Here is a 12,272-nt window from a genome sequence, read left to right on the forward strand (position 1 = left end):
TTGGCGGTATGCCCAGCACCACCGGAGACCACCTGGCCCACCAGGGCCCGCTGCCCGCCTGCGACCCCTGCCTGTCCGGGATCGAGACCGTCAGCCAGGCCCTGCTCGCCATGAACCGGCACCTGGAGGTCCGCGAGGTGCTGCGCCGCATCACGGCCTCCGCCCGGGAACTGCTCGGCGCCGAGTACGCGGCCCTGGGCGTGCCCGACGACCACGGCGGATTCGCCCAGTTCGTGGTCGACGGCGTCACCGACGAGCAGTGGCGGGCGATCGGCCCGCTGCCCCGCCAGCACGGCGTGCTCGCCGCGATGCTGCACGAGACCGGCCCCATCCGCCTCGCCGACGTCCGCCAGGCACCCTCCTTCGGCGGCTGGCCCTCCGCACACCCCGAGATGGGCGCCTTCCTCGGCATGCCGATCCTGGACACCGACGCGGCCGAGGACGAGTTGCAGGTGATGGGCGTCATCTTCCTCGCCAACAAGCGCGGCGGCGGCCTGTTCACCGACCACGACGAGGAACTGCTGCGGATCCTCGCCGCGCACGCCGCCCTCGCCCTGTCCAACGCCCGGCTGTACGAGCGCAGTCGTGAACTCACCCTGGCCGGGGAGCGCGCCCGGATCGCGCACGACCTGCACGACGCCGTCTCGCAGAAGCTCTTCTCACTGCGCCTCACCGCCAAGGCCGCCGCCAAGCTCGTCGACCGCGACCCGGCCCGGGCCCGCGCCGAGCTCGCCGAGGTCGCCCGGCTGGCCGCCGAGGCCGCCGACGAACTGCGCGCCGTCGTCGTCGAGTTGCGCCCGGCCGCGTTGGAGGAGGACGGTCTGAGCGCCACCCTCGCCTCCCAGGTGCAGGTCCTCGACCGCGCGCACACCGCCGACGTCGCCTTCGCCGCCGACGGTGTCCGCGCCCTGCCGCCCGCCCAGGAGGCCGCACTGCTGAGGGTCGCCCAGGAGGCGCTGCACAACGCGCTGCGGCACTCCGGCGCCGGCCGGGTCACCGTCACCCTGGCCGGGACGCCCGCGCGCGGCGCGGTGCTGCGGGTGCGTGACGACGGGCGCGGCTTCGACCCCGAATCCGTCCGCCGGGCCGGCCGCCACCTCGGCCTGGCCTCGATGCGCGACCGCGCGGCCGCCGTCGGCGGCACGCTCACCCTGGAGTCGGCCCCCGGCCGGGGGACGCTCGTCGAGATGGAGGTCCCCGGTGCCTGAGAGCACACCGTCGATCCGTGTCCTGCTGGTCGACGACCACCAGGTGGTCCGGCGCGGGCTGCGCACCTTCCTGGAGGTCCAGGACGACATCGAGGTGGTCGGGGAGGCCGCCGACGGGGCGGAGGGCGTCGAGCGGGCCCGCGAACTCGATCCCGACGTCGTCCTGATGGACCTCAAGATGCCCGGCGTCGACGGGATCGAGGCGCTGCGCACGCTCAAGGGCGAGGGCAGCCGGGCCCGGATCCTGATCGTCACCAGCTTCACCGAGCACCGCACGATGGTCCCCGCGTTGCGGGCCGGCGCCGCCGGGTACGTCTACAAGGACGTGGACCCGGAGGCCCTGGCCGGAGCGATCCGCTCGGTGCACGCCGGCCATGTGCTGCTCCAGCCGGAGCTGGCCGAGGCGCTGCTCTCCGACGAGGGCCCGCGCGCGCCGCAGGGCCGCGGCGGCACCCTCACCGAACGCGAGCGCGAGGTGCTCGGCCACATCGCCGACGGCCGCTCCAACCGGGAGATCGCGCGCAGCCTGCACCTGTCGGAGAAGACGGTGAAGACCCATGTCTCCAACATCCTGATGAAGCTGGACCTGGCCGACCGCACCCAGGCCGCGCTCTGGGCCGTCCGAAACGGCGAGGCCCGGGAGGGCGCTCGCGGCGCCTGACGGACGGCGCATGGGGGTCCGACGGGCCGACGCCCCGGGCGCACGGGGGCGTCCCGTGCGCGGGGGTCGGATTCCGGCCAGGTACGAGGGTGGTCCCGCGAGCCCTCAGCGGGCCTCGCGCTCGTCCGCGAGGGCGTTGTAGGCGGCCACCTGGGCCCGCCGGGCGGTGCGCCACAGAGGGGCCAGGACGGACTGCCGCGCGGCCATCTCGGAGGCACTGACGGCCGCCCCGTGCCCGCCGGAGGCGATCGACAGCAGGGCGGCCACCTGGCGGGCCGACTCCAGCACCCGGACGGCGCGCGGCGGGTAGCCGGGCGCGAGCAGCTCGGCGTGCCCGCGCCGGCGGTACGCCTCCAGGGCGCGCAGCGCCTCCGGCCCGGCGCCGGCCACGTCCAGCCGGGCGAGCAGCACGGTCGCCTCGCGCAGCCCGTCCGCCAGCTCGCGCTCGGCCTCCTGCAGCGACGGCACGTCCGCCGGCGGCGCGTCGTTCACCTCGGAGCAGCGCCACAGCACGGTCGCCGAGCGGTCCCCGGCCGGGCCGAACACCTCGACCTCCGGCACCAGCCCGAGCGGCACCCCCACCGCCAGGACGGCCTCGCCCACGGCCATGGCGCGCCCGTTGAACGGTGCCGGGCCGGTCAGCCCCAGCGGGTGCCCGGCCGAGGGCAGCGCGAGGCGCAGGCCCCGCACCCCCAGCACCCGCAGTCGGCCCAGCGCCCAGGTCAGCCCGTGCTGCTCGCCCGGCTCGTCCCCGGGCAGCCCGGTCACCCGGTGGCTCTCGTCGGCGCCCAGCACGGCCGCGGCGGCGTTGTCGGGCGGCACCAGGCCCGCCAGCAGGGCGTTGCCCCAGGCGGCCAGCCGCCCCGAACGGGGCTCTTCGTACGGATTGTCGGGAGGAGTCGCGAGCATCCGGCCAGCCTACGGAATCGGCGGTCATCCGCGTGGCGTAGGTTTGCCCATGCGTGTGCGGCGCACCCACCCCGTGCCCACCGGCTGCCGGGGTCGGGCGTGCCGCCCGCACCGACGGCCGAGAATCTTGTTTTTTGGGGAAGGCGTAGGCATGAGCGACGTGCTGGAGCTGGTGGACGTATCCGTGGTCCGGGAGGGGCGCGCGCTGGTCGACCAGGTCTCGTGGTCCATCTCCGAGGGTGAGCGCTGGGTCATCCTGGGCCCGAACGGCGCCGGCAAGACCACCCTGCTGCAGATCGCCTCCTCGTACCTGTTCCCGACCTCGGGCAAGGTCAGCGTGCTGGGCGAGAAGCTGGGCGAGATCGACGTCTTCGAGCTGCGCTCCCGGATCGGCCTGGCCGGCGCCGCCATGTTCGACAAGCTGCCGGCCGAGCAGACCGTGCTGCAGACCGTGCTGACCGCGGCCTACGGCATGACGGTCAGCTGGCAGGAGAGCTACGAGCAGTCGGACGAGTCCCGCGCCCTCGCGCTGCTCGACCGCCTCGGCATGGCCGGCCTCACCGACCGCAAGTTCGGCACCCTCTCCGAGGGCGAGCGCAAGCGCACCCTGATCGCCCGCGCCCTGATGACCGACCCCGAGCTGCTGCTGCTCGACGAGCCCGCGGCCGGCCTGGACCTCGGCGGCCGCGAGGACCTGGTCCGCCGGCTCGGCGCGCTCGCCCAGGACGAGTTCGCCCCGGCCATGGCGATGGTCACCCACCACGTCGAGGAGATCGCCCCGGGCTTCACCCACGTCCTGATGATCCGCCAGGGCAAGGTGCTCACGGCCGGCCCGATCGACACCGAGCTGACCGCCCGTAACCTCTCCAAGTGCTTCGGGCTGCCGCTCACCCTGGAGCGCCACGGCGACCGCTGGTCGGCCCAGGGCCTGCCGCTGGGCTGAGGCCCCGTCCGGCCAGATCCTCCGCCCTGTCTCGGCCCGTCCTTCGCCCGTCCTTCGCCCGTCTCGGGGAGGCTGCCGGAACCGGTCGCACGTGCGACCGGTTTCCGCCCCTCGACCTGCGGGAACTGTCCGCCTCGAAGGCCTTCGCTCCCTAGGATGGACGTGTGGACAGCTGGATCTGGTGGCTCCTGGCCGCCGCAGGGCTCGGCATACCGCTGGTTCTCACCGCGATGCCGGAGTTCGCCATGTTCGCGGTCGGAGCGCTCGCCGCCGCGGGCGTGGCCGGACTGGGCGGGGGAGTGGTCCTGGAGACCATCACATTCCTCGTGGTCTCGGTCGCGCTCGTGGTCTTCGTGCGCCCGATCGCCTACCGGCAGCTGCAGAAGGGCCCGCAGGTCAAGATGGGCATCGAGGCGCTGCACGGCGCCACCGCGGTCGTCGCGGAAACAGTCGACGGGGAAGGCGGCCGGATCAAGCTGAACGGCGAGATCTGGTCGGCCCGCGCGCTCCACCCGGACCAGGTGTACCAGCCCGGGCAGCAGGTCGACGTCGTCGAAATCCAGGGCGCGACCGCCCTGGTCGTCTAGGGGAGAGTCCGTGGAACCCGTCCTTATCGTCCTGGTCGTCCTGGTCGTGGTGGCCTTCATCGCGCTGATCAAGACGATTCAGGTCATCCCACAGGCCAGCGCGGCGATCGTGGAGCGCTTCGGCCGCTACACCCGGACGCTCAACGCGGGGCTGAACATCGTCGTCCCGTTCATCGACCGCGTCCGCAACCGGATCGACCTGCGCGAGCAGGTCGTGCCGTTCCCGCCGCAGCCGGTGATCACCCAGGACAACCTGGTCGTCAACATCGACACCGTCATCTACTACCAGGTGACCGACCCGCGGGCGGCCACCTACGAGGTCGCCAGCTACATCCAGGCCATCGAGCAGCTGACCGTCACCACGCTGCGCAACATCATCGGCTCGATGGACCTGGAGTCCACCCTGACCTCCCGCGAGGTCATCAACGCCGGTCTGCGCGGCGTCCTGGACGAGGCCACCGGCAAGTGGGGCATCCGGGTCAACCGCGTCGAGCTGAAGGCGATCGAGCCGCCGACCTCCATCCAGGACTCGATGGAGAAGCAGATGCGCGCCGACCGGGACAAGCGCGCCGCGATCCTCACCGCCGAGGGCCAGCGCCAGGCGCAGATCCTCAAGGCCGAGGGTGAGAAGCAGGCGGACGTGCTCAGGGCCGAGGGTGAGGCGCAGGCCGCGGTGCTGCGCGCCGACGGTGAGGCGGCCGCGATCCGGACGGTCTTCGAGGCCATCCACGACGGCGACGCCGACCAGAAGCTGCTCGCCTACCAGTACCTGCAGACCCTGCCCGAGCTGGCCAAGGGCGACTCCAACAAGCTCTGGATCATCCCCAGCGAGGTCGGCGACGCGCTCAAGGGCCTCGGCGGCGCCTTCACCGGCCTGACCGGCAACGGCGGCGGGGCCAACGGCGGCGCCGTCGCGGTGCCGAGCGTCCCGAAGGGCGCCCCGGCCACCCAGGTGCCGATCGACCCGGCGTCCGGGCCGCGGCCGGTGGACACCGAGAAGGGTGCCGCCCGTCCCCGGGTGGACCCGACCCGGGAGTACCCCAAGATCGACCCGGAGTGACCGGAGTGACCGGAGTGACCGGAGTGACCGGAGTGAGCCGACCCTGAGTGAGCGGCTGGGCTGTGCTTCGCCGAGGGCCCGCGGCCGTACGTCTCCCGTACGGCGGCGGGCCCTCGGGCTTTCGTGGCGCTTTTCGTGGCGCCGCTCGTGACGGTGTGGCGTACGTCCCGAATCGTGGGCGGCCCTGGTCGGGCGGGAGGGCGGTCCGGCATGATCCTCTCGGACAGGACCGAGAGGAGAGGTGACCCATGACGCTCTGGGAGGCGATCGCCGTCCTGGTGGCCGGGGTCGGAGCCGGGATGATCAATGTGATCGTCGGCTCCGGGACCCTGATCACCTTCCCGGTCCTGCTCGCCGTCGGCATCCCGCCGGTCACCGCCAACGTCTCCAACTCCTTCGGCCTGGTGCCTGGTTCGCTCAGCGGCGTGATCGGCTACCGCCGCGAACTCGCCGACCAGGGACGCCGGGTGCTGCGCCTGGGCACCGCCTCGCTGCTCGGCGGGCTGCTCGGCGCGCTGCTGCTGATCAAGCTGCCGAGCGGGGCCTTCGACGCGATCGTCCCGGTGCTGATCCTGCTCGCGCTCGTCCTGGTGGTGATCCAGCCCAAGGTGGCCAAGGCCGTCGCCGCCCGCCGCCGGCCCGGCGGCGACCCGGACGGCGGCCCGGTGCTGCTGGCCGGGGTGTTCCTCACCGGCATCTACGGCGGCTACTTCGGCGCCGCCCAGGGCGTCCTGCTGATGGCGCTGATGGGCATGCTGCTGCAGGAGGAACTGCAGCGGATCAACGCGGTGAAGAACGCCCTGGCGCTGATCGTCAACGCCGTCGCCGCGCTGTTCTTCCTGTTCACCTCGACCGTGAACTGGACGGCGGCCGGGCTGATCGCGGTGGGCTCGCTGGTCGGCGGCCTGGTCGGCGCCAAGGTCGGCCGCCGCCTGCCGCCGACCGCGCTGCGCGGGGTGATCGTGGTGGTCGGCCTCGCGGCCGTCACCAAGCTGCTGCTGGCGTGAGCGAAGCCGCTGCCGAGTCGAACGACCGTCAGACCGTAAGAGAGTAAGAGGAGTACGCCATGGCCCTGGAGATGCGCGAGATCTGTGAGCGCTGCGAGGTGTCGCTGACCGCCGACGGCCCCGCCTCGATATGTTCCTTCGAGTGCACCTTCTGCCCGGACTGCACCGAGGCCATGGCCGCCGGCTGCCCCAACTGCGGCGGCGAGCTGGTGGCCCGTCCGCGCCGGAAGGCTGCCTGACCCCGGCCACCACGGGGTACTCCGGCGCCCCGGAGCACTCCGGACCGACGACGCAGCAGGAGCGCAGCGATGAGCAGCAGGGCACGGCTGACCGAGGACGAGATCACGGCGGCACTGGCGGCGCTGCCGCACTGGACCCGGGAGGGCGACAGCATCGTCCGTAGCGCCGACGCCCCGGACTTCCCGGCGGGGATCCGGGTGGTCGCCGCCGTCGCCGAGCAGGCCGAGGCGCTCGACCACCACCCCGACATCGACATCCGCTGGCGCACCCTGCGCTTCGTCCTGTCCACCCACAGCGCCGGCGGCCTCACCGGCCTCGACTTCACCCTGGCCGCCCGCATCGACGAGGCCCTGCGCGCCGAGTCCGCGGCCTGACGCTCTCGGGCCGGGCCCGGGAACCCACGTCGAGGGCCCGGGTCGTCCCTCCGGACCGGCGTGAGATGCTGACTGCCGCATCGGCACGCAGGCGGGCTCGGAGGGACGAAACGGATGGCGCAGGAGCCCTTCGGAGACGCCCACACCGGGCAGCAGCCGTGGTACCCCCAGGGGCCTTCGGCCCAGGGCCAGCCGGTCCAGGGCCAGCCGGACTGGCAGGGCGACGGGTTCTACGGGCAGCAGCCGCCGGAGCAGGTGCACTGGCAGCAGCCGCAGCAGCAGGCGGGCTACGGCGTGGCCGGGTACGGGCAGCAGTCGCAGTACGACCAGTCCGGCTACGGGCACGCCGGTTACGACCAGAGCGGCTACGACCAGTCCGGGTACGGGCAGACCGGGTACGTCGAGGGCGGTTACGTCCAGGGGCAGTACAGCGGCCACGAGCAGTACCAGCCGCTCCCGGAGTACGCGCAGTACCCGCAGTACCCGGACCACGCGCAGTCTCCGCAGTACCCCGAGCACGCGCAGTCCCTGCAGTACCCCGACCACGCGCAGCAGCCGTACACGCCGTATGCCGGCGGGCAACAGCCCGCCGGGGAGGGGCTGTACGTCCCGGCGGGGGCCGAGTACTCGGCGGACGGCTATGTGCACCTCGACGAGGCTGAGCCGGAGTCCGCGCCGACCGAGCCGGGGTCCGCGCCGACCGGGCCGACCGGGTCGGAGAAGACCCCGGAGGAAGCCCCGAAGCCTGCGGCCCGGCCCGCCACGCGGTCCCGCGCCGCCGCCCGCCGGGGTGGTGACGGCGGTTCCGGTTCCGGTCCCAAGCCCGCGCCCGGCTCGATATCCGGCTCGGGGGCCGGCTCCTCGTTCTCGGCCAAGGCCCGGCGGGCCGCCGACGCGGTGCTGACCGGGGAGCACGTGCCCAGCCGGAAGGCCCTGCTCGTGCGGGCCGGCGCCGGGGTGGCCGCGCTCGGGGTGCTGGTGGCGGCCGGGCTGATGGTCGGCGCTGAGGGCGGTGGCAGCGCGGCGGCGAGCAGCGGCGGCGAGCCCGGCTTCACGGTGGCGCACTCCCGGGCGTGGTCCGCGCAGCCCGTCGCGGCCGGGCAGCCCGGGGGTGACGACACGCTGGTCGGCAGCTGGCTGCTGACGGACGCGGTGGTCCGGGCCGACGGCTCCGGGGTGCACGCGTACGACCGCGCGGGCGGCAAGCCGACCTGGTCGGTGGAGCCGCCGGCCGCCGGGGCCGTTCCGTGCGGGCTGTCGGCGGGCGTGAACCAGGCGGGCCTGGGCGCGGCGCTGTTCCGTCCGCAGGCGGACCCGAAGAGCCCGTGCGCGCTGGTGGCCGTCGTGGACACCAGGACGGGCAAGACGGCCTGGACCAAGACCCTTTCGGATGCGAAGGGCGCCTACTCCGCGCGGGTCGGCGTCACCGAGGACAAGGTGGTCGCGATCGGCGACGACCACGCGGTGGCCTGGGAGTCGGCGGACGGGAAGGACATCTGGCAGTACACCGGGCAGGGCAAGTTCTGCACGCTCTCCGGCGGCGTCAGCGGCAAGACCGTGCTGGTGGCCTCCTCGTGCGCCGACTCGACGCCCGCCGACCAGGCCGTCGCGCTGAACCTCGCGGACGGCAAGGTCAGCTGGTGGCGGGGGCTGAACAACCAGCCGAAGACGGTGACGGTGCTGTCCGCCGAGCCGGCCGTGGTCCTCACCACCGGCGACAAGCCGAACAACGACCGGGTGTTCGCCTGGGGCACCGCCGGCGACCCGGCCGCCGAGATCCCGGTGGTCACGGACGGCGGCCGGCTGGACGTCGCCCACGGCACCTTCGCGGCCACACCCGAGGTGTTCTTCGAGGGCCGCACGATGGTCACCACCCTGACCCCGGCGAACGGCAGCGGGCCGGCGGCCGCGGTCGGCTACGACCTGGACACCGGCAAGCAGCGTTGGAAGGCCCCGACCACCGCCAAGGGCACCGTCCGGGCGGTCGGTATCGACGGCGGCTCGCTGGTGCTCGCCGCCGACGAACGCCGCGACCAGCCGGCCCACCTCACCCGGTTCCCGTTGGCGGGCGGCGAGGAGGCGGCCGGTGGCAACTTCCCGCCCGGGACCGGCTCGCTGCTGCTCTCCGGGCGGGTGCTGATCGGCGGTGGGCAGGTGGTCGTGGTGCCCGAGCACGCGGCCAACTACGGCACGGCGGCCGGGTACCAGGCGAAGGGCTGAGGCCGCTCGCCGGCACCGGCCGGGTGGCTACGCGGTCGGGGCGGCTACCCGGATGGGGTGGCTACGTGGTCGGGTGGCTACGCGGCCGAAACGGGCAGGCCCGGTACCGGCGGCAGCCAGTCGGCGAGATCCCGCGCCTCCGAGCTGCGCAGACCGAGCGCCAGCATCAGGCTGGCCTGCGGGGTGGGCATGAACGGGCGCCGCAGCAGTTTCATCCCGGCCTGCTCCGGCGTCCGATCCGCCTTGCGCTGGTTGTCCTCCGCGCAGGCGGCCACGGTGTTCAGCCAACTGTCCGCACCACCGCGCGACTTGGGCTGCAGGTGGTCCACCGTGGTGGCCCGCCGCCCGCAGTACGCGCACAGGTGCTGGTCCCGCGCCAGGACACCCCGCCGAGACCACGGGGCCTGTTGTCGGAACGGCACCCGTACGTACCGTTGCAGTCTGATCACCCTCGGGACCGGGACGGCGACGCCCGTCCCCCGGATCGAGCGCAGCGGGTGCGCCTGCTCCACCACCGCCTTGTCCTGGAGCACCAGGACGACGGCGCGCTGGAGCGACACCGTTGTCAGGGGCTCGTAGCTCGCGTTCAGAACCAGCGTGTTGCGCACTCGGCACACCCTTCCCACGGGCGTGCCACGGCGGCACGACCGTCTCCACACACGTCACTGCCGCCGCACGGCGGTGACACCACTCTGAATGGGCGCATGGCCGACGAACAACGGAATTTCCGGTATCGGGGAGGGGCCCGGGGGAGTACGCCGCCAGGCCCGAGGGGGTGCCTCGGGGAAAACTCGCTGGCCGGAACCGCGTAGGCTCTATCAGGCTGGAGTCGTACCGACCCGGGGCCCGACCGCATCGGGCCGCCACCGGGCGGGCGCCCGATAGAAGGAGAAGCGTGACCGTGACGGACATCGTCGACGAGCTGCGGTGGCGGGGGCTGATCGCCCTGTCCACCGACGAGGACGCACTGCGCAAGGCGTTCGCGGACGGCCCGGTCACGTTCTATTGCGGCTTCGACCCGACGGCCCCCAGCCTGCACCTCGGCAACCTCGTGCAGATCCTCACCATGCGCCGCATCCAGCAGGCGGGGAACCTCCCGCTCGGCCTGGTCGGCGGCGCCACGGGCCTGATCGGTGACCCGAAGCCCACCGCCGAGCGCGTGCTCAACGACCCCGAGACGGTGGCCGGCTGGGTGGAGCGCCTGCGCGGCCAGATCTCGCGCTTCCTCGACTTCGAGGGCCCGTACGCGGCGCGCATGGTCAACAACCTGGACTGGACGTCGGGAATGTCGGCGATCAGCCTGCTGCGTGACGTGGGCAAGTACTTCCGGGTCAACAACATGATCGCCAAGGAGGCCGTCGCCCGACGGCTCAACTCCGACGCGGGCATCAGCTACACCGAGTTCAGCTACCAGATCCTCCAGGGCATGGACTACCTGGAGCTGAACCGCCGCTACGGCTGCACCCTGCAGACCGGCGGCAGCGACCAGTGGGGCAACCTGACCGCCGGCACGGACCTGATCCGCAAGGCCGACGGCAAGTCCGTCCACGCGCTGGCCACGCCGCTGATCGTCAAGGCCGACGGTACCAAGTTCGGCAAGACCGAGTCCGGCACCGTCTGGCTCGACCCCGAACTGACCACCCCGTACGCCTTCTACCAGTTCTGGCTGAACGCGGACGACCGGGACGTCTCCAAGTTCCTGCGGATCTTCAGCTTCCGCTCGAAGGAGGAGATCGAGGAGCTGGAGCGCGAGACCACCGAGCGCCCCGCCGCCCGCCTCGCCCAGCGCGCCCTCGCCGAGGAGCTCACCACCCTCGTCCACGGCGCCGAGCAGTACGAGCGCGCGGTCGCCGCGTCCAAGGCGCTGTTCGGCCAGGGCGACCTCGCGGACCTGGAGGCCCCGACCCTGGCGGCCGCCCTGGCCGAGGTCCCGAAGACCGAGACCCCCGAACTCCAGCCGGTGGTCGACCTGTTGGTCGCCGTCGGCCTGTCGCCGAGCCGATCGGCCGCGCGTCGGACGATCAAGGAGGGCGGCGCCTACCTCAACAACGTCAAGGTGACGGACGAGGAGGCAGTGCCGACCGAGGCCGACCTGCTGCACGGCCGCTGGCTGGTGCTGCGGCGCGGCAAGCGGAACCTGGCGGCGGCGGAGCTGGTCTCCGCCGGCTGACACGCCGGGCTGACCTGCCTGGCTGAAAGCACACCCACGCTGAGCTGCGGCTTCGAGCATCGAGGGCCGGATCTGGACAGATCCGGCCCTCGACGTTTGACGAGGCCCTCCGGGTGGCCTAGTGTTGAACGAGTCGCTGAAGCGGCCACCCCATTCAGCAAGACCCACTCTCACACCTCACAGCCCATTCACATGGGTTCGTTGGCGTTTTTGTCAACAGGGCGTGAGCGTGAATTTCGAGTAACTCTCGAAATACGCTAAAGTGGTGGACGTCGCGAAAAGCGGCCCCGGCCAGTTCGGGAAATCGGATGAATGAAACTCCGGAAAACGGAGCGGAAAACATCTGATAAGCTGGGAACACGAAAGAACGAAGCCCGGAGGGTCCGCTGGAAGGCGGTCCGAAGGAAGCGTCCGTTCCTTGAGAACTCAACAGCGTGCCAAAAGTCAACGCCAGATATGTTGACATCCCCGGCCTTGATCGTTTGATCGGGGTTGGAGATTCCTTTTGAAATAACACTAGCGAGGACGCAGTGCGCGGGGCCGCCCTATTCCGGTGGTTGCCGTGCCGCTCAACGCGAGTGGGAACCGGATAGCCGGTAAACATTCACGGAGAGTTTGATCCTGGCTCAGGACGAACGCTGGCGGCGTGCTTAACACATGCAAGTCGAACGGTGAAGCCCTTCGGGGTGGATCAGTGGCGAACGGGTGAGTAACACGTGGGAAATCTGCCCTGAACTCTGGGACAAGCCTTGGAAACGAGGTCTAATACCGGATATGACCTGCCTCCGCATGGGGGTTGGTGGAAAGCTCCGGCGGTTCAGGATGATCCCGCGGCCTATCAGCTTGTTGGTGGGGTAATGGCCTACCAAGGCGACGACGGGTAGCCGGCCTGA

Annotated in this window: 12 protein-coding genes and 1 rRNA gene; 11 read left to right on the plus strand and 2 right to left on the minus strand. The window is 72.1% G+C overall.

Translation table 11 applies throughout. From position 1 onward, the window contains the following. Positions 1-110 precede the first annotated feature (110 nt). Together ACZ51D_RS17110 and ACZ51D_RS17115 are read left to right on the plus strand one after the other, a co-directional pair. A complete protein-coding gene (locus ACZ51D_RS17110; RefSeq protein WP_465621186.1) occupies positions 111-1,208 on the plus strand; it encodes a GAF domain-containing sensor histidine kinase in 1,098 nt (365 codons plus the stop codon). Then, positions 1,201-1,869, plus strand: coding sequence for a response regulator transcription factor (locus ACZ51D_RS17115; protein ID WP_360499700.1), 669 nt, complete (start codon positions 1,201-1,203; stop codon positions 1,867-1,869). The genes ACZ51D_RS17110 and ACZ51D_RS17115 overlap by 8 nt, the downstream gene beginning before the upstream one ends. Before the next feature lie 105 nt (positions 1,870-1,974). On the opposite strand, the gene ACZ51D_RS17120 is transcribed toward ACZ51D_RS17115, so the two are convergent. Continuing rightward, the gene (locus ACZ51D_RS17120) at positions 1,975-2,778 is read right to left on the minus strand and encodes a hypothetical protein (RefSeq protein WP_465621164.1); all 804 of its coding nucleotides are present in this window, start codon (positions 2,776-2,778) and stop codon (positions 1,975-1,977) included. A 151-nt stretch (positions 2,779-2,929) separates the two neighbouring features. Between ACZ51D_RS17120 and ACZ51D_RS17125 the strand changes: the two genes are divergently transcribed. From ACZ51D_RS17125 to ACZ51D_RS17155, 7 genes are all read left to right on the plus strand, one after another. After that, a complete protein-coding gene (locus ACZ51D_RS17125) occupies positions 2,930-3,721 on the plus strand; it encodes an ABC transporter ATP-binding protein (RefSeq protein WP_360499704.1) in 792 nt (263 codons plus the stop codon). A 164-nt stretch (positions 3,722-3,885) separates the two neighbouring features. Beyond that, positions 3,886-4,308 (plus strand): NfeD family protein, encoded by a 423-nt coding sequence (locus ACZ51D_RS17130; protein ID WP_360499706.1) that lies wholly within the window; start codon positions 3,886-3,888, stop codon positions 4,306-4,308. A gap of 10 nt (positions 4,309-4,318) precedes the next feature. After that, positions 4,319-5,368: an SPFH domain-containing protein gene (locus tag ACZ51D_RS17135; RefSeq protein ID WP_360499708.1), complete on the plus strand. Its 1,050-nt coding sequence runs from the start codon at positions 4,319-4,321 to the stop codon at positions 5,366-5,368. 248 nt (positions 5,369-5,616) lie between these two features. Further along, positions 5,617-6,375 (plus strand): sulfite exporter TauE/SafE family protein, encoded by a 759-nt coding sequence (locus ACZ51D_RS17140; RefSeq protein WP_465621167.1) that lies wholly within the window; start codon positions 5,617-5,619, stop codon positions 6,373-6,375. Between the two features lie 59 nt (positions 6,376-6,434). Then, the gene (locus ACZ51D_RS17145; protein WP_360499740.1) at positions 6,435-6,614 is read left to right on the plus strand and encodes a DUF1272 domain-containing protein; all 180 of its coding nucleotides are present in this window, start codon (positions 6,435-6,437) and stop codon (positions 6,612-6,614) included. Positions 6,615-6,683: 69 nt separating this feature from the next. Then, positions 6,684-6,989: a 4a-hydroxytetrahydrobiopterin dehydratase gene (locus ACZ51D_RS17150; RefSeq protein ID WP_360499712.1), complete on the plus strand. Its 306-nt coding sequence runs from the start codon at positions 6,684-6,686 to the stop codon at positions 6,987-6,989. A gap of 114 nt (positions 6,990-7,103) precedes the next feature. Then, complete coding sequence (locus tag ACZ51D_RS17155; protein ID WP_465662681.1) at positions 7,104-9,209, plus strand: outer membrane protein assembly factor BamB family protein; 2,106 nt, start codon at positions 7,104-7,106, stop codon at positions 9,207-9,209. Positions 9,210-9,286: 77 nt separating this feature from the next. Here the strand turns inward: ACZ51D_RS17155 and ACZ51D_RS17160 are convergent, their stop codons facing one another. After that, positions 9,287-9,817, minus strand: a complete 531-nt coding sequence (locus ACZ51D_RS17160; protein ID WP_360499716.1) for an HNH endonuclease — start codon at positions 9,815-9,817, stop codon at positions 9,287-9,289. A 293-nt stretch (positions 9,818-10,110) separates the two neighbouring features. Here ACZ51D_RS17160 and tyrS point away from each other — a divergent pair, with 293 nt between their 5' ends. Together tyrS and ACZ51D_RS17170 are read left to right on the plus strand one after the other, a co-directional pair. Beyond that, on the plus strand, positions 10,111-11,379 hold the full coding sequence (gene tyrS / locus ACZ51D_RS17165; protein WP_465621188.1) for a tyrosine--tRNA ligase: 1,269 nt from the start codon (positions 10,111-10,113) through the stop codon (positions 11,377-11,379). A 603-nt stretch (positions 11,380-11,982) separates the two neighbouring features. Then, a 16S ribosomal RNA gene (locus ACZ51D_RS17170) occupies positions 11,983-12,272 on the plus strand; the annotation flags it as partial.

This window comes from Kitasatospora sp. NPDC033851, assembly GCF_055576085.1.

Bases quoted from the DNA above. Each gene is read 5' to 3' on its own strand.
- ACZ51D_RS17145 (WP_360499740.1), top strand. From the start codon at position 6,435: ATGGCCCTGGAGATGCGCGAGATCTGTGAGCGCTGCGAGGTGTCGCTG.
- ACZ51D_RS17150 (WP_360499712.1), top strand. From the start codon at position 6,684: ATGAGCAGCAGGGCACGGCTGACCGAGGACGAGATCACGGCGGCACTG.
- ACZ51D_RS17110 (WP_465621186.1), top strand. From the start codon at position 111: ATGAACCGGCACCTGGAGGTCCGCGAGGTGCTGCGCCGCATCACGGCC.
- ACZ51D_RS17125 (WP_360499704.1), top strand. From the start codon at position 2,930: ATGAGCGACGTGCTGGAGCTGGTGGACGTATCCGTGGTCCGGGAGGGG.
- ACZ51D_RS17155 (WP_465662681.1), top strand. From the start codon at position 7,104: ATGGCGCAGGAGCCCTTCGGAGACGCCCACACCGGGCAGCAGCCGTGG.
- ACZ51D_RS17140 (WP_465621167.1), top strand. From the start codon at position 5,617: ATGACGCTCTGGGAGGCGATCGCCGTCCTGGTGGCCGGGGTCGGAGCC.
- ACZ51D_RS17120 (WP_465621164.1), bottom strand. From the start codon at position 2,778: ATGCTCGCGACTCCTCCCGACAATCCGTACGAAGAGCCCCGTTCGGGG.